General features: G+C 74.4%; 20 protein-coding genes. 8 read left to right on the top strand and 12 right to left on the bottom strand.

Annotation, left to right across the window (positions count from 1 at the left end; genetic code table 11):
- Positions 1–10 precede the first annotated feature (10 nt).
- From QK440_RS24250 to QK440_RS24240, 3 genes are all read left to right on the top strand, one after another.
- Positions 11–1,354, top strand: coding sequence for an MFS transporter (locus tag QK440_RS24250; protein WP_282795305.1), 1,344 nt, complete (start codon positions 11–13; stop codon positions 1,352–1,354).
- A gap of 4 nt (positions 1,355–1,358) precedes the next feature.
- Entirely contained in the window at positions 1,359–2,363 is a 1,005-nt protein-coding gene (locus QK440_RS24245) for a hypothetical protein (RefSeq protein ID WP_282795304.1), read from the top strand.
- Positions 2,364–2,532: 169 nt separating this feature from the next.
- Positions 2,533–2,952, top strand: coding sequence for a RidA family protein (locus QK440_RS24240; protein ID WP_282795303.1), 420 nt, complete (start codon positions 2,533–2,535; stop codon positions 2,950–2,952).
- Between the two features lie 2 nt (positions 2,953–2,954).
- Here the strand turns inward: QK440_RS24240 and QK440_RS24235 are convergent, their stop codons facing one another.
- The gene (locus QK440_RS24235; protein WP_282795302.1) at positions 2,955–3,935 is read right to left on the bottom strand and encodes a glycoside hydrolase family 6 protein; all 981 of its coding nucleotides are present in this window, start codon (positions 3,933–3,935) and stop codon (positions 2,955–2,957) included.
- A gap of 119 nt (positions 3,936–4,054) precedes the next feature.
- Positions 4,055–5,587 carry a Na+/H+ antiporter NhaC family protein gene (locus tag QK440_RS24230; RefSeq protein ID WP_282795301.1) on the bottom strand — a complete coding sequence of 511 codons (1,533 nt, stop codon included), beginning with the start codon at positions 5,585–5,587 and terminating at the stop codon, positions 4,055–4,057.
- Positions 5,588–5,798: 211 nt separating this feature from the next.
- Between QK440_RS24230 and QK440_RS24225 the strand changes: the two genes are divergently transcribed.
- A complete protein-coding gene (locus tag QK440_RS24225; protein WP_282795300.1) occupies positions 5,799–6,227 on the top strand; it encodes an RNA-binding S4 domain-containing protein in 429 nt (142 codons plus the stop codon).
- A 77-nt stretch (positions 6,228–6,304) separates the two neighbouring features.
- Here the strand turns inward: QK440_RS24225 and QK440_RS24220 are convergent, their stop codons facing one another.
- Positions 6,305–7,306 carry an acyltransferase domain-containing protein gene (locus tag QK440_RS24220; RefSeq protein WP_282795299.1) on the bottom strand — a complete coding sequence of 334 codons (1,002 nt, stop codon included), beginning with the start codon at positions 7,304–7,306 and terminating at the stop codon, positions 6,305–6,307.
- A gap of 76 nt (positions 7,307–7,382) precedes the next feature.
- On the opposite strand from QK440_RS24220, the gene QK440_RS24215 reads away from it, so the two are divergent.
- Positions 7,383–7,640 (top strand): DUF6343 family protein, encoded by a 258-nt coding sequence (locus tag QK440_RS24215; protein WP_282795298.1) that lies wholly within the window; start codon positions 7,383–7,385, stop codon positions 7,638–7,640.
- A 79-nt stretch (positions 7,641–7,719) separates the two neighbouring features.
- Here the strand turns inward: QK440_RS24215 and QK440_RS24210 are convergent, their stop codons facing one another.
- From QK440_RS24210 to QK440_RS24195, 4 genes are all read right to left on the bottom strand, one after another.
- Positions 7,720–8,106, bottom strand: coding sequence for a tetratricopeptide repeat protein (locus tag QK440_RS24210; protein WP_282795297.1), 387 nt, complete (start codon positions 8,104–8,106; stop codon positions 7,720–7,722).
- A 164-nt stretch (positions 8,107–8,270) separates the two neighbouring features.
- Positions 8,271–8,651 carry a DUF3592 domain-containing protein gene (locus QK440_RS24205; protein WP_282795296.1) on the bottom strand — a complete coding sequence of 127 codons (381 nt, stop codon included), beginning with the start codon at positions 8,649–8,651 and terminating at the stop codon, positions 8,271–8,273.
- A gap of 23 nt (positions 8,652–8,674) precedes the next feature.
- Positions 8,675–9,274: a dephospho-CoA kinase gene (gene coaE / locus QK440_RS24200; RefSeq protein ID WP_282795295.1), complete on the bottom strand. Its 600-nt coding sequence runs from the start codon at positions 9,272–9,274 to the stop codon at positions 8,675–8,677.
- A 35-nt stretch (positions 9,275–9,309) separates the two neighbouring features.
- A complete protein-coding gene (locus QK440_RS24195; RefSeq protein ID WP_282795294.1) occupies positions 9,310–10,248 on the bottom strand; it encodes a PAC2 family protein in 939 nt (312 codons plus the stop codon).
- 385 nt (positions 10,249–10,633) lie between these two features.
- On the opposite strand from QK440_RS24195, the gene QK440_RS24190 reads away from it, so the two are divergent.
- The gene (locus QK440_RS24190; RefSeq protein ID WP_282795293.1) at positions 10,634–11,599 is read left to right on the top strand and encodes a right-handed parallel beta-helix repeat-containing protein; all 966 of its coding nucleotides are present in this window, start codon (positions 10,634–10,636) and stop codon (positions 11,597–11,599) included.
- A gap of 153 nt (positions 11,600–11,752) precedes the next feature.
- Here QK440_RS24190 and rpsA read toward each other — a convergent pair whose 3' ends face one another.
- Positions 11,753–13,258, bottom strand: coding sequence for a 30S ribosomal protein S1 (gene rpsA, locus QK440_RS24185; RefSeq protein WP_282795292.1), 1,506 nt, complete (start codon positions 13,256–13,258; stop codon positions 11,753–11,755).
- A 239-nt stretch (positions 13,259–13,497) separates the two neighbouring features.
- Here rpsA and QK440_RS24180 point away from each other — a divergent pair, with 239 nt between their 5' ends.
- Positions 13,498–14,448, top strand: coding sequence for a class I SAM-dependent methyltransferase (locus QK440_RS24180; protein ID WP_282795291.1), 951 nt, complete (start codon positions 13,498–13,500; stop codon positions 14,446–14,448).
- Positions 14,449–14,594: 146 nt separating this feature from the next.
- On the top strand, positions 14,595–17,192 hold the full coding sequence (hrpB, locus tag QK440_RS24175; protein WP_282795290.1) for an ATP-dependent helicase HrpB: 2,598 nt from the start codon (positions 14,595–14,597) through the stop codon (positions 17,190–17,192).
- A 71-nt stretch (positions 17,193–17,263) separates the two neighbouring features.
- On the opposite strand, the gene QK440_RS24170 is transcribed toward hrpB, so the two are convergent.
- From QK440_RS24170 to polA, 4 genes are all read right to left on the bottom strand, one after another.
- Positions 17,264–18,280 carry a DUF3068 domain-containing protein gene (locus QK440_RS24170; RefSeq protein ID WP_282795289.1) on the bottom strand — a complete coding sequence of 339 codons (1,017 nt, stop codon included), beginning with the start codon at positions 18,278–18,280 and terminating at the stop codon, positions 17,264–17,266.
- Positions 18,281–18,292: 12 nt separating this feature from the next.
- Positions 18,293–18,427, bottom strand: coding sequence for an SPW_0924 family protein (locus QK440_RS24165; RefSeq protein WP_282795288.1), 135 nt, complete (start codon positions 18,425–18,427; stop codon positions 18,293–18,295).
- A gap of 199 nt (positions 18,428–18,626) precedes the next feature.
- Complete coding sequence (locus QK440_RS24160) at positions 18,627–20,471, bottom strand: lytic transglycosylase domain-containing protein (protein WP_282795287.1); 1,845 nt, start codon at positions 20,469–20,471, stop codon at positions 18,627–18,629.
- A 384-nt stretch (positions 20,472–20,855) separates the two neighbouring features.
- The gene (gene polA / locus QK440_RS24155; RefSeq protein ID WP_282795286.1) at positions 20,856–23,585 is read right to left on the bottom strand and encodes a DNA polymerase I; all 2,730 of its coding nucleotides are present in this window, start codon (positions 23,583–23,585) and stop codon (positions 20,856–20,858) included.
- Positions 23,586–23,764: the final 179 nt, after the last annotated feature.

Here is a 23,764-nt window from a genome sequence, read left to right as displayed (position 1 = left end):
GTTCCCGCCCATGTATCTGGCCAGTACGGACGCGGTCGCCACCGCCGCGGGCAGCCGCCGCACGCGCGGCCGCGTCACCGGCCCCGTCCTCGCGCTCGGCGCGGTCAGCCTCGTCACGGACATCTCCTCGGAGATGGTCACCGCCGTGCTCCCGCTCTACTTCGTCCTCGGACTAGGGCTCTCCCCGCTCCAGTTCGGCTTCCTGGACGGGCTGTACAACGGGGTCACGGCCGTCGTCCGGCTGCTCGGCGGGTACGTCGCCGACCGGCGCGGCGGGCACAAGGCCGTCGCCGGCTCCGGCTACCTGCTGTCCGCGCTCTCCCGGCTCGGGCTGCTGCTCGCGGGCGGGGCCACCGCCGGGATCGGCGCGGCCCTGGCCGCCGACCGGCTCGGCAAGGGCGTCCGCACCGCGCCGCGCGACGCGCTGATCTCCCTGCACTGCCCGCCCGACGCGCTGGGCCGCGCCTTCGGCGTGCACCGGGCGATGGACACGACAGGCGCGCTGCTCGGCCCGCTCGCGGCGTTCGCGCTGCTGTGGGCGACGGCGGACGCGTACGACGCCGTGTTCGTCGTCAGCTTCTGCTTCGGTCTTTTCGGGGTGCTGCTGCTCGTCGCGTTCGTCCCCGGGGGCACGCCTCCGGCCGAGCGCTCCCCCCGGGCCGGGCGCACCGGCCGGACGGCGCGCGCGGCCGAAGGGGCCCGCTCCGCCCTCGCCCTGCTCCGCCACCCCGCCTTCCGGCGGGTGTGCGGCGCCGCCGCGCTGCTCGGCGCCGCCACCGTCGGCGACGCCTTCCTGTACCTGCTGCTCCAGCGGCGGCTCGACTTCGCGGAGAGCTGGTTCCCGCTGCTTCCGCTCGGCACCGCCGCCGTGTACCTGCTGCTCGCCGTCCCCGTAGGGAGGCTCGCCGACCGGTTCGGGCGGCGCGGGCCGTTCCTCGCGGGGCACGCCGCGCTGCTCGCCGCGTACGCGCTGCTGCTCCTGCCGACCGGCGGCCGGACGCTGCTCGTCGGGGTGCTGCTCGCCCTCGGCGTGTTCTACGCCGCCACCGACGGCGTCCTGATGGCGCTCGTCGCCCCGTACGTGCCGCAGGACCGGCGGGCCAGCGGCATGGCCGTGGTGCAGACCGGCCAGGCGCTCAGCCGGCTCGTCGCCGCCGCCGGGTTCGGTGCCGCCTGGACGCTGTGGGGCGTCGGCACCGCGCTGGCCTGCGCGGCCCTCGCGCTCGCGGCGGCCATCGCGGGCGCGGCGGCCCTGCTGCCCCGGTCCGGCTCCGGGTCCGGGTCCGGCTCCCCGTCCGGCTCCCGTTCCGGTTCCTCCGCCTCCCCCGCCGGCGCCTCGGAAAGGACCGCCTGACCGTATGAACGCCCTCCCGCACCTGTCCACCCGGCTGCGCGTCCTCGCCGTCTCCGTGGCCGCCGCCGTCCTCGCCACCGTGGCCGTCGCGTACACCGTGCGCGCCGCCCACGACGCCCAGCCCGCCGCCGCCACCTCCGCGTTCGCCCTCGACCGGGGACACCTGTACTTCCGGTCCACCGAGGCGGGCGCGGGCCGCGTCGCCCGGCTGCCCCTCACCGGCGCGGGGCGGCGCACCACCGGCGGCCCCTCCTGCGAGCGCTTCCACGCGTCCGGCGGCACCGGCCTGTGCCTGCTGCGCCGCCCCGGCATCCCGCCCAAGGCGTACGCCGTCGTCCTGGACGGCAGGCTGCGGGAGAAGCGGCGGATCGCGCTGCCGGGCATCCCGAACCGGGCCCGCGTGTCGGCGTCCGGCCGGATGCTGTCGTGGACGATGTTCACCACCGGCGACTCCTACGCGGGCGGCGGCGCGTCCTTCTCCACCCGCACCTCCATCCTGGACACCCGCACCGGCTACCTGATCAAGAACATGGAGGAGATCCCGCTCACCCTCGGCGGCCGCCGCCACCACTCCCCCGACGTCAACTACTGGGGCGTCACCTTCGCCCGCGACGACAACCGCTTCTACGCCACCGTCTCGACGCGCGGGAAGACGTACCTCGTCCGCGGCGACCTGCGGAAGTGGACCGCCGAAACCCTCCGGGAGAACGCCGAGTGCCCGTCCCTGTCCCCCGACGGCACGCGCCTCGCCTTCAAGAAGCGGGTCCGGGGCGGTACGAAGGACCCCTGGCGGTTGTACGTCCTGGACCTGCGCACCCTGCGCGAGCGCCCGCTCGCCGAGGACCGCTCCGTCGACGACCAGGCGGCGTGGCGCGACGACGGCACCCTGGCGTACGCCCTGCCGGGCCGCGACGGACGGAAGTCGGACATCTGGACGGTGCCCGCCGACGGCTCGGGCCGCCCGGAACTGCTGGTGCCGGGCGGGAGTTCCCCGGCGGCGGTGCGCTGAGCCCGGCGCCGCGCCGGGGCGCGCGGCACTCGGATGCGGCGCCGCGCCGGGGCCCGCGCGGAACGCGGATGCGGCACGCGCCGGGCCGCGCGAGCTTCGGACGCGGCACGCGCCGGGGGCCGCGGGAAATTCGGATGCGGGCGCGGGCGCGGACCCGGAGGATGCGGCCATGACCACCCACCGCACCGTCGTCCCGACCCTCTTCCCGCCCCCGGGCTACGCCCACGCCGCCGTCGTCGAGGCCGGGACCCGGCTCGCCTTCATGGCCGGTTCCGTGCCGCTGGACGCCGACGGCGCGCTCGTCGGCGCGGGCGACGTCGCGGCGCAGACCCGGCAGGTCGTCGCCAACCTCGACGAGGCCCTGCGCGCCGTCGGCAGCGACCTGTCCCAGGTGGTGGCGAGCACGGTGTACGTCGTCGGGGACGAGCCGGGCGTCCTCAGCGAGGCCTGGACGGTCGTCCGCGCCTCGGGGCTGCTCGCGACCGAGCCGCACACGTCCACGCTGCTCGGCGTGACGGTCCTCGGCTACCCCGGGCAGCTCGTGGAGATCACCGCCACGGCCGTCGTCCCGGAACGGCCCGGCGCGTGACGTCAGCCCAGGGAGTTGCGGGCCAGCTCCAGGGCGTACCGGGGCCACCACCGGCCCGCCTCGGGCCCGCCCCGGCAGGTGCCGTCGGACTCGCCGGGGCGCTTGACCCACAGGTAGGCGTCGACGGCGGGGTCGCCGGTGCGGGTCGTGGGCGCCCTGCCGAGGGCGCGGCCGGGCGGGTTGCACCACGGCTCGTCTCCCTTGTACGGGCCGTTGCCGTTGCGGCTGGAGTCGATGACGAAGTGCGGCTCGCCGCCGAGGGCCCGGGCGAGCTCGTGCCCGTACGCGGCGCTCACCTCGTCGGTGTGGAAGTTGGACACGTTCAGGGCGAAGCCGTCGGCGCGCTCGACGCCCGCCAGCCGCAGCGGCGTGACCAGCCGGCGCACCTGCGGGATCCACCCGGCGTTGCCGGCGTCGAGGTACACCCGGGTGCCCGCCTGCCGCTTGAGCCGGTCCACCGCGTACGCGAGGAGTTCGTACCGCTCCTCGTCGTCGGCGCCCTCGCAGTCCTCGGCCACCGCGTGCGCGACGGCGTCCGGCTCGACGACCACGAACGCGCCGTGCGGGCCGAGCCCGTCCGCGAAGTCGTCGATCCACCGCCGGTAGTGGTCGCCGTCGCGCGCGCCCCCGGCCGAGTACGCGCCGCAGTCGCGGTCCGGGACGAAGTACGCGACGAGCACGGGGGTGCGCTCCGCCTCGGCCGCCCGTTCGACGATGGACCGCACCCGGGGCCCGGGGTCGTCCACGCTGAACCACTCGGCCTGGGGCTGTACGGAGATGCGGGCCACCGTCCAGGCGTCGGCGAACCGCCCCTGGCGGCTCCACGCGGCGGTCTGCCGGGCGGCGCCGGTGTCCGGGTTCACCCAGAAGGAGACGTCGTCGTCGGCCTCGTCCCGGGCGGGGGCCGGGGCCGGGGCGGCGGCGAGGGCGGCCAGGGCGAGGACGGCGACGACGAGGCGGCGGGCGACGGGCAGGAACGGCATCCGGACTCCCGGGGAGGGTCGGGGCCCGGCCGGCGGCTGCGGCCGGGCGCGAAGGACGGGGAAGGGGGCGCGGCGCGCCGCGCCCGGGGCGGGCGGTGGGTCCGGGAAGCGGCGGCCCGTCACGTCACCACCGCCCCCAGCGCCACGAACCCGCAGACGAGCACGGCGAGCAGCACCAGCAGCGGCCACAGGAACCGCAGGTAGGCGTCGTAGCCGACCTTGGCAAGCGCCACCCCGCCGATCGTCACGGCGGTGGTCGGCACCCACAGGTTCATCCACCCGCTGGCCGCGGTCCAGGCGGTGACGACGACCGACCGCGGCACCCCGGCGAAGTCCGCGAGCGGCGCGAGGATCGGCATGGCGAGCGTGGCGTGCCCGGACGTGGACGGGATGAGGAAGGCCAGCGGCAGGTTGACCAGGAACACGGCGACCGCGAACACCGCGGACGAGGTGTCCTCGACCACGCCCTCGATCGAGTGCAGCACGGTGTCCGTGACCCGCGCGTTGTTCATGATGGCCGTGACCCCGCGCGCAAGCACGATCACCAGGGCGGGCGTGACGAAGTCGGCCGCGCCGCGGACGACCGTGGCGCTGAGCTCCTGCTCCCCCATCCGGGCGACCAGGCCCACGAGCACCGCCGCGCACAGGAACAGGGCCGCCAACCGCGGGAAGGACCAGCCCAGTTCGAAGGCGTACGGCGCGGCGTCCGCGTCCCCGGTCAACGCGCCGGCCCAGGGCACCACCGCGAAGATCATGAAGGCGAAGACGAGGGCGACGACCACGAGGACGGTCCGGTGCAGCCGGGTCAGCGGGGGCACCTCCGCGTCCGCCCGCCCGGCGCCGGCCCGCTCGCGGTCGCCGGGCAGGAAGCCGCTGAGCGAACGCCCCGGGTCCTTCCGCACGCGCCGCGCGTACCGGAGGACGTACGCGACCGTCACCCCCGTCAGGACCAGCCACATCACCCCGCGCAGCACGATGCCGTCGCCGAGCGGGACGTCGGCCGCCGAGGAGGCCACGCCCGTCGCGAACGGGTTGACGGTCGAGCAGAGCACGCCGATGCCCGCGCCTGGGATGATCACGCCGACGGCGGTCATGCGGTCGTAGCCGAGGGCCAGCATCAGCGGCACGACCAGGCCGTAGAACCCGAGCGTCTCCTCGGCGAAGCCCTCCACCGTCCCGAGGACGGAGAAGACGACCATGACGCCCGCGATGAGCAGCGCGCCGCGCTCGCGCAGCCGGTGGGCGAGGCGGCCGATGCCGCGGTCGAGGGCGCCGGTGGCGAAGACGACGGTGATGAACGCGCCGATGGCGAGGACGAAGAGGAACACGCCCGCGCTGCCGTACAGCTCACCGGTGAGGTCGGGCCCGACCCGGCCGGACTCCGGGTCGCGCACGCCGTACAGGCCGTTGACGGGCGCCAGGAACAGGTCGTCGAGGCGGTCGGTGAGGGACTGGTCGCCGGGGACGCGGTGGTAACTGCCCTGGACGGGCGCGCCCTTGTCGTCGCGGTCGTAGGCTCCGGAGGGGACGAGGAAGGCGAGCAGCCACACCGCCAGGGTGACGACGACCAGCACGGTCAGGGCGCTGGGGAAGGTGAACTTCGCCCGCGGCGCGGGCTCTTCGCCGCCGGGTGGGGGCGGCGGGACGCTCATGCCCGGCCCTCGCGGGAGCCGTCCGCCGGGCCGTCGGCCGTGGTGGCGGGCTCTTGGGGCGTCATGGGCAGCACCTCCGCATCCTCCGCACCGGCTGGGGCGCGCGCTTTGCCACGATAAGCCCGCATTATCGGGTGCAGTGGCGCGCGGATGACGGACGGCTCGCCGGTCGTCCCGGGCACCCGCACCGATGTCGCATTAAGGTCGACGCATGGCTTCGGAGACTGCGGGAGGCGACGCGGCGGGCGGCACCGTGCGCGTCGACAGTTGGATCTGGTCGGTACGCCTGGTCAAGAGCCGGTCGATGGGCGCGGCGGCCTGCAAGGGCGGCCACGTCAGGGTGAACGGCGAGCGGGTCAAGCCCGCCCACGGCGTGAAGCCCGGCGACGAGGTCCGGCTGCGCCAGGCCCAGGGCCGCGAGCGGGTCGTGGTCGTCAAGCGGCTGATCCGCAAGCGCGTGGGGGCGCCCGTCGCCGTGGAGTGCTACGTCGACAACAGCCCGCCGCCGCCCCCGCGCGAGGCCGTGGCCCCCGCGGGCGTCCGCGACCGGGGCGCCGGCCGTCCGACGAAGCGGGACCGTCGCGAGCTGGAGCGGCTGCGGGGCGCGCTCGGCCGGAAGGACGGCCCCACCGGCGGGTGAGGGCGGCTCCCACCGGCGCGTGAGGGCGGCCCCACCGGCGGCTGAGGGCGGCGGCCTCGGCCCGCGGCACGCGCGCCCTACAGCGCGAACCAGCCGTGGCCGCCGTACCAGTGGCCGCCCGCGCGCAGATGGTCCCCGACGGCGCGCTCCACACGGGTGCGCCGGGGCAGCCGGTCCACCGGCAGGTCGCGGTCGCCGAAGACGAAGCCGACGGGGACGGTGTCGTCAGGCTCCTCGTCGGCGCCCTGGGGGGCGAGCCGGAAGCGGTCCTGGAAGCGCACGATGTTCGCGTCGGCGGGCAGGTAGCGCCGCAACTGGGGATCGAGGAGCCACGAGTGGCACACCGCGACCTCGTAGCGCTCGTCGGGGAAGTGGCGTCGGAAGAACTCCCGGGCGAGGGCCACCGACCGGTCGCACGCCGCGGGCGAGAGCGGGCCGCGGAAGTCGGGTATGTGCACGCTCAGGCAGCGGTCCTCGGGGCCGAGCGCGAGGCCGGCCCGGGCGACGGCCTCCGCCATGCGCGGGCCGAGCCGCGCCCGCTGGAACTGGAGCCGCCCGAGCTGGTAGAGCTCGCCCCGGAAGTGCAGCGCGTTCCAGTCGGGCACCGGTACGCCCCGGCCGCCGTGGCTCCTGCGGTGGACGGCCATGTGCCGCCCGAGGTCGGCGAGGGTGCGGCGGGCGACGTCGTCGGGTATGCCGCGGCGGCGGTGGTAGGCGCGCACGTGCGGCAGCGCGGCGAGGAACACGAACACGTAGAAGCAGGTGCCGAGCTCGCCGAGCTCCTCCGGCAGGACCGGCGTCCGCGGCTGCCCGCCGGGCTCGCCCAGGTTCCGCAGGAGCGCGTCGGCGCAGCGTTCGAGCAGCCAGCGGGTGTCGTCGTGGCCCAGGACGTGCGCGCGCAGGGCCACCAGCGCGTTGACGTCCTCGTGGGGCACGGCCAGGTCGAGCAGGACCTCGGGCAGGTCGTCGGGGTCCGGCAGGACCAGCTCGGTCCGCGGCTCCCCCACCTCCTGAAGCTCCTTCAGCCACGCGGCGAGCCCCTGGTCACTCTCCGCCGCGGCCCGCAGCACGTCCAGCACGGTCCCGCCCTTCCCTCGAATCGCCCCTTCCGCTCCGCCCGCGCCGGGGGGACCCTGGAAGGAGAGGTGACGTCCGATGCGCACAGGCAGTGAACCGGTCACGGCACGCAGCCCCCTGCGCATGCGCTTCTGGTTCAGCGTATGGGGCTTGGTCTGGACGATTGCGGGCACGGTGGCCTTCGCGCTCGCCGGGCGCCCCGGCTGGGCGGCGGCGTGCGGCGCGCTGTGGCTCGTGGTCACCGTCGACCTGCTCCTGGTGCTGCGCCACATCCGGCAGGGGCCGCACTACCAGCCGGGCCGCGACGTGCCGCCGTACGAGCCGCCGGAGTCCTGAGCGGGGGCCCGCCGGGGTCCCGAGCGGGGGGCGGCGTGCGGGGAGGCGGGGGTGGCTGGAGTGCGGGGCGGCGGGGCCCTCACGCGCCGCCGTCGGTGCCGCCCGCCTCCTCGAACCGCGCCGCCGCCAGGTACTCGGGCTGCGGGTCGAGCGCCGCCGCGAGCCGGAAGTGGCGGCGGGCCCGGTCGGGCCGCGAGGCGCGCTCATAGGTGCGGGCCAGTGCGAAGTGCGCGTACGCGTTGTCCGGCTCGCGCTCCAGGACGATGCTGAACTCCAGCTCGGCGGCGCGCAGTTGGGCGGCGGCGAAGAACGCGCGGGCGCGCAGCAGGCGCGCCGCCGTGTTCTCCGGGTGGGCGGCGATGACCTCGTCGAGCAGCTTCACCGCACCTCGGGGATCGCGGGCGGCGAGGAGCTGCTCCGCCGCGCGGAAGTCGATGACATGGCTCTCCGGACTGCGTTCGGGCACGCCGGACTCCTTCCCTTGCCTCCCCGGTGCAACGCCTCGGACGGGCACGCTTATTCCGGGGCCCGCACGGGCATGCGCCGCGTGCCGTGTCATGCGCTCGGGCCGCCGGGGCCGCGCTCCTGCCGCACCGTCCGCGCTCCATCGCGCGCGCTAAGCCGTGAGCGCTACGCCGTGAGCGCGAGGGCGAGGCCGAGGACCACCAGGCCCGCGCCCGCGGCGACGAAGGCGCGGTCGAGGCCGCGGCGTTCCCTGCCGAGCACCACCACGTCGCGCGGGTCGTCGGCGTCGTACGCGATCGACACCCGCTGCCCGGCCCGCAGCGGCCGCCGCCGGGTCTCCGGGACCGGGGAGCCGACCTCCACGACCCGGCCGTCCGCCGTCTCGAACTGCAGCGTGGGCCGGTCCGCGCCCTGCCGTACGGCTTTGACGAGCGCCTCCGCCAGCGCTCCGGCCTCGGTGATGCGCCGGGTCCGCCACAGTCCGTACGCGCCCGCGAGCAGCGCCACGAGCCCGCCCAGCGCGGTGAACGACGCCAGGACGACCACGAGCCTCCCCCCTCCCGGTGCGCCTAGGCGGACGCCCGCTTCCGCAGCTCCTGCCAGACGGCCGCCACGCGCGGGGCGAGGTCGTCGAGGGGCCCGTCGTTGTCGATGACGATGTCGGCGACGGCGAGGCGCTTCTCGCGTGTCGCCTGCGCGGCCATGCGGGCGCGGGCGTCGTCCTCGGTCATGCCGCGCAGCCGCGTCAGGCGGTCGAGCTGGGTCTCGGGGCTCGCGTCGACGACGATCACGAGGTCGTACAGCGGCGCGAGGCCGTTCTCGGTGAGCAGCGGCACGTCGTGCACGACCACCGCGTCGGGGGCGGCGGCGCGCTCGAGATCGGCGGAGCGCGCGCCGACCAAGGGGTGGACGATGCCGTTGAGCGTGGCGAGCTTCGCGGGGTCGGCGAAGACGATCGAGCCGAGCTTCGGCCGGTCCAGGGAGCCGTCGGCGGCGAGGACGTCCTCGCCGAAGGCCTCGACGACCCGGGCGAGCCCGTCCGTGCCGGGCGCCACCACCTCGCGCGCGATGCGGTCGGCGTCGATCAGGACGGCCCCGGACGCGACGAGCAGCCGGGACACCTCGCTCTTTCCGGCGCCGATACCGCCGGTCAAACCCACCTTCAGCATGACGGGCAGCTTAGGGCCTGGGCGCGGGGCCGTGCTCAGCCGTCGCCTTCCCGCTCCGCGAGGAAGCGCTCGAACTCGCGGCCGATCTCGTCCGCCGACGGGATGTCCGCGGGTTCGGCGAGCATGTTCCCCCGCGCCTGGGCGCCCGCCGCCGCGTCGTACTGGTGCTCAAGGCCCTGGACGAGCGAGACCAGCTCCTCGTCGCCCTCCTGGATCTGCCGGTCGATCTCGGTCTGCGTGCGGTGGGCCTCCGTGCGCAGGGCGTGCGCGACCCCGGGCAGGACCAGGCCGGTGGCGGCGGTGATCGCCTCCAGGACGGTGAGGGCGGCGTCCGGGTAGGAGGACCGGGCCACGTAGTGCGGCACGTGGGCGGCGACGCCGAGGACGTCGTGGCCGGCCTGCGCCAGGCGGTACTCGACGAGGGCCTCGGCACTGCCGGGGACCTGCGCCTCGTCGAAGGGGCTGGCGTGGCCCGGCACCAGGTCCGTGCGGTTGCCGTGCGGGGTCAGGCCGACCGGGCGGGTGTGCGGGATGCCCATCGGGATGCCGTGGAAGTTCACCGAGAGCCGGACGCCGAGCCGCTCGACGATCTCCTTGACGGCGGCGGCGAAGCGCTCCCACTCGATGTCCGGCTCGGGCCCGGAGAGCAGCAGGAAGGGCGCGCCAGTGGCGTCCTGGAGCAGCCGCACGTCCAGCGTGGGCTCCTCGTAGGCGCTCCAGCGGTCGCGGCGGAAGGTCAGCAGCGGGCGGCGGGCACGGTAGTCCACGAGCCGGTCGTGGTCGAAGCGGGCCACGACCTGCCCGGGCAGGCTGTCCACGAGCCGCTCGACGACCTGGTCGCCGGTCTCACCGGCGTCGATGTATCCGTCGAAGTGGTAGAGCATGACAAGACCGGCCGACTCCTGGGCGAGCGCCATGTCGACGACCGCGAGCCCCTTGGGCTCCCACGCGTACAAACCCTGCGGATCAAGCACAGTGACCGCTCCTCCTCGTGTTCATAGAGCAGAACGCGCCCCGCGAGGCGGGCATTCCCCGCGGGCCAGATTCACAGGGTCGGTTGATATGCCGCTGACACAGCGCACGCACGCACCGGAGCCTGACCAGGAGGCCCTGTTGACGAACCGGAACTCCCCGGACGTTCCCATCCATGAACTGCCCGTCGCACTCGGCGAGTTCGCGCCCGCGCCCGGCCAACGCGCGCCCGCACGCCCCGGGTTCTGGTACAGACCTTGACGCGGATATGCCCCAGCCCTACCGTCACGAGGCGACAGCATTCAGCTCGCTGTCCGATATTCACGTACAAGAACAGCGCTACAACCCAGAACGCGAACCCGATCGACCCACGGGAAGGCACCCCCCATGCGCAGCCGCTCCCTGCTCGCCCCCGTCCTGGCCGCCACCGTCGCCGCGGGCTCGCTCGCCCTCGGCCCGCACGCGTGGGCCGGGGCGCCCGCCGGCACCATCGAGGTCTCCACGGCCGCCCAGCTCAAGGCGGCCCTCGCGTCCGCCTCGCCCGGCGACACGATCCGCCTCGCCGACGGCACGTACAACGGGAACTTCAAGTCCACCGTCGCCGCGAGCGCCGGGTCCCGCATCACCCTGACCGGCTCCTCCAAGGCGGTCCTCAAGGCGGGCGGCGGCTACGGCCTGCACCTCGACGGCGCCTCGTACTGGACGGTCAAGGGCGTCACCGTGACCGGCGGCCAGAAGGGCATCATGATCGACGCGGCGCGGGGCGTCGTCGTGGACGGCGTCACGGTCCACGGCCTCGCCATGGAGGGGGTGCACTTCCGCAGGTCGAGCAGCGACGGCGTGCTCAGGAACTCCCGGATCCACGACACCGGGAACGACAACCGCGGCATGGGCGAGGGCGTGTACGTCGGCTCCGCGAACACCCTCTCCGACCGGAGCGACAACGTGCGGATCCTGGACAACGTCATCGGTCCGGACGTCGGCGGCGAGGCCGTCGACCTCAAGGAGGGCACCAGGAACGGCCGCGTCGCGGGCAACACCTTCGACGGCCGGGGCCTGACGGGCAACAACTACGACGACTCGTGGGTCGACGTGAAGGGCAACGGCTACGTCATCGAGGACAACACCGGCAGGAACACCACGAACAACGGCTACGAGACCCACACCCAGCAGCCCGGCTGGGGCTGCGGCACGGTCTTCCGCGGCAACAGGTCGGACCTCACGGGCGCGACGGGCTCCCGGCAGCTGGCGATCAACGTGACCAACCAGAGCGACACCTGCCGCACGACGGTCCACGCGAGCAACACGGTCAAGGGCGGCAAGGGCCTGACGAACATCCCCGTCACGCCGTAGCCCGAGGAAGCGCCCCTAAGGGGCGCGGGGAACTGCGCGGCCCGAAGGGAACCCGCGGACGAAGAGCAGACGCGGCCCCCGGGAAAACGCCTGTGGGCCCGCACTCCGAGGAGTGCGGGCCCACAGTCACCTGCTAACGCCTAGAGGCGAGCCTCAGCTCTGGCCGCCGGCGAGCTTCTCGCGAAGCGCGGCCAGCGCCTCGTCCGAAGCCAGCGCGCCGGAGTTGTCCGGACCCTCGGAGGAGTACGAACCGCCGCCGCCACCGGAAGCGGCCGGGGCCGCAGCCGCGGCGTCGCCGCCCTCGGCCGCCGCCTGGGCGTCGGCCTCGCGGGACTTGATGACCTGCGCCTGGTGCTGCTCGAAGCGCTGCTGGGCCTCGGCGTACTGGGTCTCCCAGGCCTCGCGCTGGGCCTCGTAGCCCTCCAGCCAGTCGTTGGTCTCCGGGTCGAAGCCCTCGGGGTAGATGTAGTTGCCCTGGTCGTCGTAGGACGCGGCCATGCCGTACAGGGTCGGGTCGAACTCGACCGAGGCCGGGTCGGTACCGAAGGACTCGTTGGCCTGCTTCAGCGAGAGGCTGATGCGACGGCGCTCGAGGTCGATGTCGATGACCTTGACGAAGATCTCGTCGTTGACCTGGACGACCTGCTCCGGGATCTCCACGTGGCGCTCGGCCAGCTCGGAGATGTGGACCAGACCCTCGATGCCCTCGTCCACGCGGACGAACGCACCGAACGGAACCAGCTTCGTGACCTTGCCGGGCACGACCTGGCCGATCTGGTGGGTGCGGGCGAACTGCTGCCACGGGTCTTCCTGGGTCGCCTTCAGCGACAGGGAGACGCGCTCGCGGTCCATGTCGACGTCGAGGACCTCGACGGTGACCTCCTGGCCGACCTCGACAACCTCGGACGGGTGGTCGATGTGCTTCCAGGACAGCTCGGAGACGTGGACGAGACCGTCGACGCCACCCAGGTCCACGAAGGCACCGAAGTTGACGATGGAGGAGACGACGCCGGAGCGCACCTGGCCCTTCTGGAGGGTGGTGAGGAAGGTCTGGCGGACCTCGCTCTGCGTCTGCTCCAGCCAGGCACGGCGGGACAGGACCACGTTGTTGCGGTTCTTGTCCAGCTCGATGATCTTGGCCTCGAGCTCCTTGCCCACGTAGGGCTGCAGGTCGCGGACACGGCGCATCTCGACCAGGGAGGCCGGGAGGAAGCCGCGGAGGCCGATGTCGAGGATGAGACCACCCTTGACGACCTCGATGACGGTACCGGTGACGATCCCGTCCTCTTCCTTGATCTTCTCGATGGTGCCCCAGGCACGCTCGTACTGGGCGCGCTTCTTCGAGAGGATCAGGCGGCCTTCCTTGTCCTCCTTCTGGAGAACAAGGGCCTCGATCTCGTCACCGACGGCGACGACCTCGTTCGGGTCGACGTCGTGCTTGATGGAGAGCTCGCGGCTCGGGATGACGCCTTCGGTCTTGTAACCGATGTCGAGCAGGACCTCGTCCCGGTCGACCTTCACGATGACGCCGTCGACGATGTCGCCGTCGTTGAAGTACTTGATCGTCTCGTCGATCGCGGCGAGGAAGGCTTCCTCGTTACCGATGTCGTTGACCGCAACCTGCGGGGTGGTGGCGGTGGTCTCGGTGCTGCTCGTCATGTGGGAAAGGGCTCCGGTACGGACATTGAAGTCGTAGGTACTGCTTACGCCGGAGCCCGTTTCGCTCTGCAGAAGCCGGACAGCCTAGGAGGCGCCCTACTTCCCGGGTTCCCAAAGGAAACGGAAGGCACCTCGACAACCGAGGGGACATACAACAGACGCGAGCGCAACCTGCTATGTCTGAGGAACGCAGGCCCGCAGCGCAACTTGTAGCATACGGGGGCTGCCGGACAGGGTCAATGCGCGAAGGCGCACACCCGGGGCGGATCGCCGCATTCCCGGCACAAAACCAGTTACAAGAGGCCACACGGGCCGCAGCGCGCCCTGCCGCGCCGCGCCCGGACGACAGCGCCCGCAGCGTACCGACCAGGGAGCAGATCATCCAAGAGCCCGCCGCACCCGAGCCCGATGCCACGCGCCGCGCCGCCGACGTCACCGAGAGTGTGCGCGCCAACCGCGGCTGGTGGGACCGGAACGCCGACGAGTACCAGACCGAGCACGGCGCGTTCCTCGGTGACGACCGCTTCGTCTGGGGCCCCGAGGGGCTCGACGAGGCGGAGGCGGGGCTGCTCGGGCCGGTGGAGGAGCTGAAGGACAAGGCCGTCCTGGAGATCGGCGCGGGCGCGGCCCAGTGCGCGCGCTGGCTGGCCGGGCAGGGCGCCCGCCCGGTGGCGCTCGACCTCTCGCACCGCCAGCTCCAGCACGCGCTGCGCATCGGCGGCGACTTCCCGCTGGTGTGCGCCGACGCGGGCGCGCTGCCCTTCGCCGACGGCTCCTTCGACCTGGCCTGCTCCGCGTACGGGGCGCTGCCGTTCATCGCGGAGCCGGTGCGGGTCCTTCAGGAGGTGCGGCGGGTGCTGCGGCCCGGCGGCCGGTTCGTGTTCTCGGTGACGCACCCGATCCGCTGGGCGTTCCCGGACGAGCCGGGCCCCGAGGGCCTGTCGGTGGCGGCCTCGTACTTCGACCGCACCCCGTACGTGGAGCAGGACGAGCAGGGCCGCGCGGTCTACGTCGAGCACCACCGGACGGTCGGCGACCGGGTGCGGGACGTGGTCGCGGGCGGGTTCCGCCTGGTGGACCTGGTGGAGCCGGAGTGGCCCGCGTGGAACACCCAGGAGTGGGGCGGCTGGTCCCCGCTGCGCGGGAACCTGATCCCCGGCACGGCGGTCTTCGTCTGCGAGCGCGACTGAGGCACTGGGGTACTGGGGCTCGCGCGCGGGGCGCGCGGGTGGCTCGGCCGGAGTGAGGCTCGCGCCCGCGCGCGGGTGGCCCGGGTCGCGAGGGTGACCCCGCGCCCGCGCGCGGGCCGCTCCCGGCCCCGTACGACACTGGGTGGGTGATCCGTGACGCCGCCCTGGACCTGCCCGTGCGCGAGGCGCTGCCCGCGCTGCGCGACGCCTTGGAGGGGCCCGGTGCCGCCGTGCTGTGCGCGCCGCCGGGCACCGGCAAGACGACGCTCGTGCCGCTGGCCCTCGCGGGGCTGACCGGCGAGGGTCCCGCGCGCCGGGTCGTCGTCGCCGAGCCGCGGCGCATCGCCGCGCGGGCCGCCGCCCGGCGGATGGCCTGGCTGCTCGGCGAGCAGCCCGGCGACAGCGTCGGCCACACGGTGCGCGGGGAGCGCGTGGTGGGGCCGCGCACGCGCGTGGAGGTCGTCACGACCGGCGTGCTGGCGCAGCGGCTCCAGCGCGACCAGGAGCTGCCCGGCGTCGACGTCGTGATCATCGACGAGTGCCACGAGCGGCACCTGGACGCGGACACCGTGGCGGCCTTCCTCGTCGACGTACGCGAGACGCTCCGCCCCGACCTGCGGCTGATCGCCGCGTCGGCGACGACGGACGCGGCGGGCTGGGCGCGGGTCCTCGGCGGCGCGCCCGTGGTGGAGGCGGCGGGGACCGCGTACCCCGTGGAGGTCGTGTGGGCGCCGCCGGCCCGCCCGGTGCGGCCGCCGCACGGCCTGCGCGTGGACCCGGCGCTGCTCGCGCACGTGGCGTCGGTGGTGCGGCGGGCCCTGCGGGAGCGGGACGGGGACGTGCTGTGCTTCCTGCCGGGGGTCGGCGAGATCGCCCGGGTCGCCGGACAGCTCGGCGACCTGGACGGCGTGGAGGTCCTCCAGGTGCACGGGCGCGCCCCGGCCGCGACGCAGGACGCGGTGCTCGCCGGGGGCGGGCGGCGGCGCGTGGTGCTCGCGACGTCCGTGGCCGAGTCGTCCCTGACGGTGCCCGGGGTGCGGGTCGTCGTCGACGCGGGCCTGGCGCGGGAGCCGCGCGTGGACCACGCGCGGGGCCTCAGCTCCCTGACGACGGTACGGGCATCGCAGGCGGCGGGGCGGCAGCGGGCGGGGCGTGCCGGGCGTGAGGCGCCGGGCACCGTGTACCGCTGCTGGTCGCAGGCCGAGGACGGGCGGCTGCCGCGGTTCCCCGCCCCGGAGATCAAGGTCGCGGACCTGACGGCGTTCGCCCTGCAGACGGCGTGCTGGGGCGACCCGGACGCGTCCGGGCTCGCGCTGCTCGACCCGCCGCCCGGCGGTGCCATGGCGGCCGCCCGGGAGGTCCTGACCGCCGTCGGCGCGGTCGACGGGGCGAGCGGCCGGGCCACCGAGCGGGGGCTGCGGCTGTCCCGGGTGGGCGTCCACCCGCGCCTCGCCCGGGCCCTGCTCGACGCGGCGCCCCGGGTCGGCGCCCGCCGGGCCGCCGAGGCCGTCGCCCTGCTCAGCGAGGAGCCGCCGCGGGAGTACGGCGACGACCTGGCGGCGGCCCTGCGAGGCGCCCGCCGCGGGGGTGACGGGTATGCCGCGCGATGGCGTGCCGAGGTGTCGCGGCTCTCCGCCGCCGTGGGAACCGCGGCTTCGGCGCGGGAGGTCTCCTTGGCGCCCGGTCCCGACGCGGCGGCGGAGAAGTCCCGGTCCGCCCGGTCGGACACGGCCGCGGCCGGGGCGCCCGTCCGCGGGGACGAGGGCGTCGTCGGGCTCGTGGCCGCGCTCGCCTTCCCCGAGCGGGTCGCCCGGCGCACCGGTGAGGGGGCGTACCTGATGGCGGGCGGGACCCGGGCCGAGCTGGGCGCGGGGTCGCGGCTCGGCGGGGCGCCGTGGCTGGCCGTGGCGGTGGCCGACCGGCCCGCCGGGGCCGGGCACGCGCGCGTGCGGCTCGGCGCGGCCGTCGACGAGGAGGCCGCCCGGGCCGCCGCCGCGTCCCTGTACGCGGAGGGCGAGGAGGTCGCCTGGGCGGACGGGGACGTGGTCGCACGGCGCGTGGAGCGGCTCGGCGCGGTGGAACTCACGGTCCGGCCGCTCGCGGACCCCGACCCCGCCCTCGTACGGCAGGCGCTGCTGGACGGGTTGCGGCGGGAGGGCCTGGCGCTGCTGCGCTGGGGCGGGGACGCCGGTGTCCTGCGCGACCGGCTGCGGTTCCTGCGGCTGCACCTGGGCGAGCCGTGGCCGGACGTGTCCGACGCGGCGCTGCTCGCCGCGCCCGAGGCGTGGCTGGAGCCGGAGCTGGGCCGGGCCCGGCGCCGCGCGGACCTGGCCCGGATCGACGCCGGGCAGGCGCTGACGCGGCTGCTCCCGTGGGCGGGCGGCGAGGCGGCGCGCCTGGACCAGCTGGCGCCGGAGCGCGTGGAGGTGCCGAGCGGCTCGCGGATCCGGGTGGACTACGCGGACCCGGAGCGGCCGGTGCTCGCGGTGAAGCTCCAGGAGATGTTCGGGCTCGACGACACACCGCGGGTGGCGGGGGTGCCGCTCCTTGTGCACCTGCTGTCGCCCGCCGGGCGTCCCGCGGCCGTCACCTCCGACCTGGCGTCGTTCTGGCGCGACGGCTACCGCTCGGTGCGGGCGGAGTTGCGCGGCCGCTATCCGAAGCACCCGTGGCCCGAGGACCCGGCGCACGCCGTGGCGACCCGGCACACCAAGGCCCGCCAGGAGCGCGCGGGACGGGACTGAGTGCGGGCGGGCCGACTCGGGCCCGGGGCCGGGCGGGGCGGCTCAGGCCCGGAGGGGTCGGGCCTGCCGACTCAGGCCGGGGGCCGGGCGTCCGCCGGCTGCGGCCGGGCCTCCTCGCCCGTCGCCGCCGCCGGGCGGCCGGGCCGGCGCCCGCGCGCCTCCAGCCACAGGGCCAGGGCCAGCAGGAGCCCGGCAAGGCCGAGGAAGCCCCAGGGCAGGTACGACGTCATGAGCAGCACGAGCAGGCGCTGGGACGTCACCATGTCGACGGTGTGGCGGATGTAGTCCTCGCGCATCTTCACGTGCCCGGAGAACGCGGTGACCTTGTCGCGGTCGCCGAGCAGGGTGCCGCCGCGCAGCTCCTCCTTGTGGATCTCCTCGCCGTACACGGGCGCCCCGGTGACCGGCTCGACCCAGAACTTGCGGACCGTGGTGTACCAGCGCGTGGTGCCGGTCCTCGCGACGGACTCGCGCGTGAGGCCCTCGACGGGCAGCGTCCGGGGCAGCGGCACCTTGGTCCAGGGGATGGTCTGCTCGAAGTAGTAGACCTCCAGGCCCCGGAAGGTGCGGGTGCCCTGGTAGTGGATGGGCGCGGTGACGCGGGCCTGCGCGTCGAAGTACGCGTAGTCCCGCTTCTGTGTCCGGAACGGCCACTTGAACTCGATGCCCTCGCGGCGGACCGGGTCGCCGTCGACCATCTCGCCGCGCGCGTGCACGGGTTCCTGGGTGTGCGCGTCGAAGATGTAGCGCTCGGGGACCTTGGAGACCATCTTGCCGTCGGGGCCCTGGACGTACGACAGCGCGTCCCAGACGACGACGTCGCGGTCGGAGCCGTCGTCCTCCTCGATCTTCTCGGAGGCCTCCACGTTGCCCTTGAGGGTCTGTACGACGGTGACCTTGGGGACCTTCTTCGCCTTCATCGTGCCGTAGTCGATGAGGGTCGCGGGTGCCGCCTCCAGGACCATCGTCTCGTACCGGTCGGGCGGGACCTTGACCAGGCGCGGGTAGGCGTACCAGCGCAGGAGCGGGGCCAGGGCCGCGAGGAACACGGCGAGGGCGAGCAGGACCAGGCCGGCCTTGCGGCGCATCGCGGCCCCTCCCTACGGGTGCTCGGGGACGGTGGTGAGCAGCGGCTTCGGCGAGGTCGTGCCGGACGGGGCGCCGACGGCGGTGACGGTGAGGACCAGGGCGAGGGCGGCGACCAGGCCGGTGGCGGCGGCGATGAGGGCGCGCATACGGGCCTCCCGGGCGGGCTCGGGCCGGACGGGCCGAGGGGAGCTGACAGTTCGTCAGGCGGGGGCACCGTAGCAACGCGCGGGTGAGATGAGAACAGGTCGGGCGGGGCGCCCGGGTCCGGAGGCGGCCGGACGCGCGCCGCCCCCGCGCCTCGGGGGCGCGGGGGCGGCGGGGTGAGACCGGGCCGGTGAGCCGTCGTCAGGCACTCGGGGACGAGCCGGCGGACGGGGAGGAACCGGTGGACGGGGACGCGGAGCCGGACGGGGTGGCCGACGGCGACTGCGACTGGCCGGGCTCACCGGCGGCCGGGGCCGTCACCTTCAGCTCGACGACGAGCGTGGCGCCGCCGTCGGTGACGACGCGCAGCAGGTACGTGCCCGCCGCGTCGCCCGCGTACAGCTTCGGCAGCAGCAGCGTGCCGCGCGCGTCCGTCGTGAGGCCCTTGAGGGCGCGCACCGGCTTGCCGGCGGCGTCCTTGAAGTAGGGGCCCTTGTCGTTCACGGCCGGATTGTCCGCCGCCTTGACCAGCGTGGCGGTGGCCGCGGCACCGGCGAGCGGCTTCTTCTTGTACGTCGCCGCGACCGCGACGCGGTCGGCGAACGCCTTGCCCGCCTCGCAGACGGGCGGCTCCTCGTTGAGGAGGGTCAGCTTGTCGGCCTTGCGGGCGGTGACCGTGCCGGGGACCTCCAGCTGGTCCAGGGAGCGGCTGACGACCAGGGCGCGGACGGTGAACGTGCCGGTGGTCTCGCCCGCCGTCAGCTTCGGCGAGGTGGCGACGCCGTCGCCGGTGGTGGTGACGGTGACGCTGCGCCGGCCGCCCTCGAAGCGGGTGTCGGTCTTGCCGCTGATCGTGAACCGGATCTTGGCCTTGGGCACGCCGCGGCCCGACCCGGTCTCGGCGCGCACCACGGCGCGCCGCTCGAAGGCCTCGCCCGCGGTCGCGGTGAGCGCGGGCGGGCCCGCGTTCTCCAGGCGGGCGACCTGGTCCTGCGGGTCGGGCTTGGGCTGGGGCTTGGACGGCTTGTCATCGTCGCCCGGCTTGTGCGAGCCGCCGCCGTTGTTGCCGCCGTTGCCGTTGCCCCCGTTGTTGCCGCCGTTGCCCGGTTTGCCGGAGCCGTCCGAGGGCGGCGGCGTGTAGTGGCCCTGCCGCTCCAGCGGCGCGGGGTCGGGCGACAGCACGGGGGGCGTCGAGGGCGGCGTGGTCGGGCCGGGCCGCCGCGGCTGCTCGTCGCTGCGGTCGACGGGCAGCTTGCCGGTGCCGTCGGGGATCTGGTGGGTGCCCTTGCGGTAGAACTCCAGCCACGACAGGACCGTGTTCAGGTACTCCGTGGAGCGGTTGTAGCTGAGGATCGCGGCGTGCAGGTCGTCGGTGACGGCGAGGTCGCGGTCGTTGCCGCACAGGTAGTGCGCGGCGGCGAGGGCCGCGTCGTAGATGTTGTTCGGGTCCTTCTTGCCGTCGCCGTTGCCGTCCTGGCCCGACGTCGCCCACGTCGAGGGGATGAACTGCATGGGGCCGACGGCCCGGTCGTGCGTGGTGTCGCCGTCGAACGCGCCGCCGTCGGTGTCGGTGATCTTCGCGAAGCCGTTGCCGTTGAGGACCGGGCCGAGGATCGGCGTGAACGTCGTGCCGTCGGCGTCGACGCGGCCGCCGCGGGCCTGGCCGGACTCGACCTTGCCGATGGCCGCGAGGAGCTGCCAGGGGAGGTTGCAGCCCGGCTTGGCCGTGCGCACGGCCGCCTCGGCCTTCTTGTACGCGTCCAGGACGGTGGCCGGGAGGCCGGCTTCCGGGTCGCCCTTGCCACCCGGCTTGGAGACGGGCGGCACCGGGCTGTGCAGGGGCGGCAGGTCCGTGTAGTAGGGCGAGTTACCGGTCGCGGAGTCACCGCCGGGCGGCGGCGTGGTGTCGGCGGCCTGCTCGCCCTGCGCCTTGTCCGTCGTCGCCACACCCGGGGCCTGCGAGGCGGCCAGGGCCGCCACCGCGGCGGCCGCGACCGCGGTGGTCACCGTCGCCTTGCGGAGCCGCTTGCCGATAACCGGCGCCATGTCCGTGAATCCCTCCCCTTTGCCGACCCTGCTCGGGCTGTCCCCGGCCGTACCGGTTCGCGTTGTCGCTGATGCTGATCCGTAGCCGCCCGTAGCAGCCCGTAGTCGCCACTCGGTCGCTACGTGGCCGCCCGTGCCGACCAGGAACCCGCTCCGGGGCCTCGGAAGACAGCTCAGGCGACCCTACGACAACTTAGGGGCTCCAGACACCTGTTCGCAGGGCTTTTCACCATGGACCAGGGCACCGTCCCCACATCCGCCACCCCTCGTTCACCGCGCCGTCGCCCGGCCTTGAGGCTCCCCCACCGCGCCGGACGGGCCACGAAGCCCGTCCGGCGGGTCAGGGCGCGGCGGCAAGGCCGGTCAACGGCCACCCGCCGGAGGCTAGTGCGCCGCCGACTCCCAGTCGGCGCCGACACCCACCGACACGTCGAGAGGGGCGCGCAACGACACCGCGCCGGCCATCTCCCGGCGCACCAGCTCCTCCACGGCCTCCCGCTCACCGGGGGCGATCTCCAGGACGATTTCGTCGTGGACCTGGAGCAGCATCCGCGAAGTCAGCTCCGCCTCCCGCAGGGCCCGGTCCACGTTCAGCATGGCGACCTTCACGATGTCGGCGGCCGTGCCCTGGATCGGCGCGTTCAGCGCCATCCGCTCGGCCATCTCGCGCCGCTGCCGGTTGTCGCTGTTGAGGTCCGGCAGATAGCGGCGGCGGCCCAGCATCGTCTCCGTGTAACCGGTGGCTCGGGCGTCGTCCACCACGCGCCGCAGATAGTCGCGCACCCCGCCGAACCGCTCGAAGTACGTGTCCATCAGGGCACGCGCCTCGGCCGCCTCGATGCTGAGCTGCTGGGACAGGCCGAACGCCGACAGACCGTACGCCAGGCCGTACGACATCGCCTTGATCTTGCGGCGCATCTCCGCGTCGACGACGGAGCGCTCCACGCCGAAGACCTGCGAGGCGACCGTGGTGTGCAGATCCTCGCCGGAGGTGAACGCCTCGATGAGGCCCTCGTCCTCCGACAGGTGCGCCATCACCCGCAGCTCGATCTGGCTGTAGTCCGCCGTCATCAGCGACTCGAAGCCCTCACCGACGACGAAGCCGCGGCGGATCGCCCGGCCCTCGTCCGTGCGCACCGGGATGTTCTGCAGGTTCGGATCCGTCGACGACAGCCGGCCGGTGGCGGCCACCGTCTGGTTGTACGTCGTGTGGATGCGGCCGTCCGCGGCGATCGACTTGACCAGGCCCTCGACGGTGACGCGCAGCTTGGCCTGCTCACGGTGGCGGAGCATGATCACCGGCAGTTCGTTGTCCGTCTGGGCGGCGAGCCAGGCGAGCGCGTCGGCGTCGGTGGTGTACCCCGTCTTCGTCTTCTTCGTCCTGGGCAGGCCCAGCTCGCCGAAGAGGACCTCCTGGAGCTGCTTGGGCGAGCCCAGGTTGAACTCGTGGCCCGCCGCCGCGTGCGCCTCCTTCACCGCCTGCTGCACGGCGCCCGCGAACTGCTGCTCCATGGACTCCAGATGGGCCCGGTCGGCGGCGATGCCGTGCCGCTCCAGGCGGGCCAGCAGCGCGGACGTCGGCAGCTCGACGTCGGTGAGCAGCCCGGCCGCACCGACCTCCGTGAGCTTCTCGCCGAACGCCGCGCCCAGGTCCAGGATCGTGCGCGCCTGCACCATCAGCGCCTCGGCACCGGCCTGCTCGTCGTCCTCCGTACCGAAGGCGAGCTGCCCGTCCGGCGCGGCGGCCGGCGCCAACTCCCGGCCCAGGTACTCCAGCGACAGCGCGTCCAGGTCGAACGAGCGGCGGCCCGGCTTGACCAGGTACGCCGCCAGCGCCGTGTCCATCGTGACGCCCTCGACGCGCCAGCCGTGCTCGGCGGCGACACGCATGACCGCCTTGGCGTTGTTCAGCACCTTGGGCTTCGCGGCGTCCGCCAGCCAGGCCGCGAACGCCTTCTCGTCGGCCTCGTCGAGCTGCGCCGGGTCGAACCAGGCCGCCGCTCCCCCGGCCGCGGCGAGCGCGACCTCGGTCACCGAGCCCGTACCCAGCGACCAGGAGTCGACCGTCGCGAGACCCAGGACCGCACTCCCGTGCTCGGCCAGCCACGGGGCGACCTCGCCCGTGCCGAGCACCACGCCGTCGATGTCGACGCCCTCCGTGACGGGCGCCTGCTCGGCCTCCTCCCCACCCGGGTCCACCGCGAGGAGCCGCTCCCGCAGCGACGGGTTACGGATCTCCAGCGTGTCCAGGACCATCGCGACCGCCTTGCGGTCGTACGGAGCGCGCTCCAGGTCGGCGACCGTCCTGGGCAGCTCGACGTCGCGCACCATCTCCGTGAGCCGGCGGTTCATCTTCACCGCCTCCAGGTGGTCGCGGAAGTTCTGCCCCGCCTTGCCCTTGACCTCGTCGGCGCGCTCCACCAGCTCCGCGAACGAACCGAACTGGTTGATCCACTTCGCGGCCGTCTTCTCACCGACGCCCGGGATACCCGGCAGGTTGTCCGACGGGTCGCCGCGCAGCGCCGCGAAGTCCGGGTACTGGCTCGGGGTCAGGCCGTACTTCTCCTGCACCTTCTCCGGAGTGAAACGGGTCAGCTCCGAGACGCCCTTGGTGGGGTACAGCACCGTCACGTGGTCGGTGATGAGCTGGAAGGAGTCCCGGTCACCCGTGACGATCAGGACCTCGAAGCCCTCCGCCTCGGCCTGCGTGGCCAGCGTCGCGATGACGTCGTCCGCCTCGAAGCCGTCCACCGCGAAGCGCACCGCGCCCATCGCGTCGAGCAGCTCCCCGATCAGCTCCACCTGCCCCTTGAACTCGTCCGGGGTCTTGGAGCGGTTCGCCTTGTACTCCGCGAACTCCTCGGAGCGCCACGTCTTGCGCGAGACGTCGAAGGCCACCGCGAAGTGCGTGGGCGCCTCGTCACGCAACGTGTTCGCCAGCATCGACGCGAAGCCGTAGATCGCGTTCGTCGGCTGGCCCGTCGCCGTCGTGAAGTTCTCCGCGGGCAGCGCGAAGAACGCCCGGTAGGCCAGGGAGTGCCCGTCCATCAGGAGCAGGCGCGGCCGAACGCCGGCGGTCGTCTTCTCGGTCTTCTTCGATGCTTTCTCTGCCACGCCCCCGATCCTGCCACGCCCCACTGACACTCCCGCCCGTCTCCCGCGGCCGCCTCCCGACGCGTCGCCCCGCGACCACCCCTCCCGCGCCCGGGCCGCCCCGCCCCGGGCGGACCCGCTGTCAGTCCCCCGTGCGAGGATCGGTGACGTACCGCACACGCTCGGCTCGACGAGGAGCA

The sequence above is a fragment of the Streptomyces sp. CC224B genome, from assembly GCF_030010595.1.
In the GTDB taxonomy this organism is placed as follows: domain Bacteria; phylum Actinomycetota; class Actinomycetes; order Streptomycetales; family Streptomycetaceae; genus Streptomyces; species Streptomyces longispororuber.
This window is presented reverse-complemented; position numbering and strand designations above follow the sequence as displayed.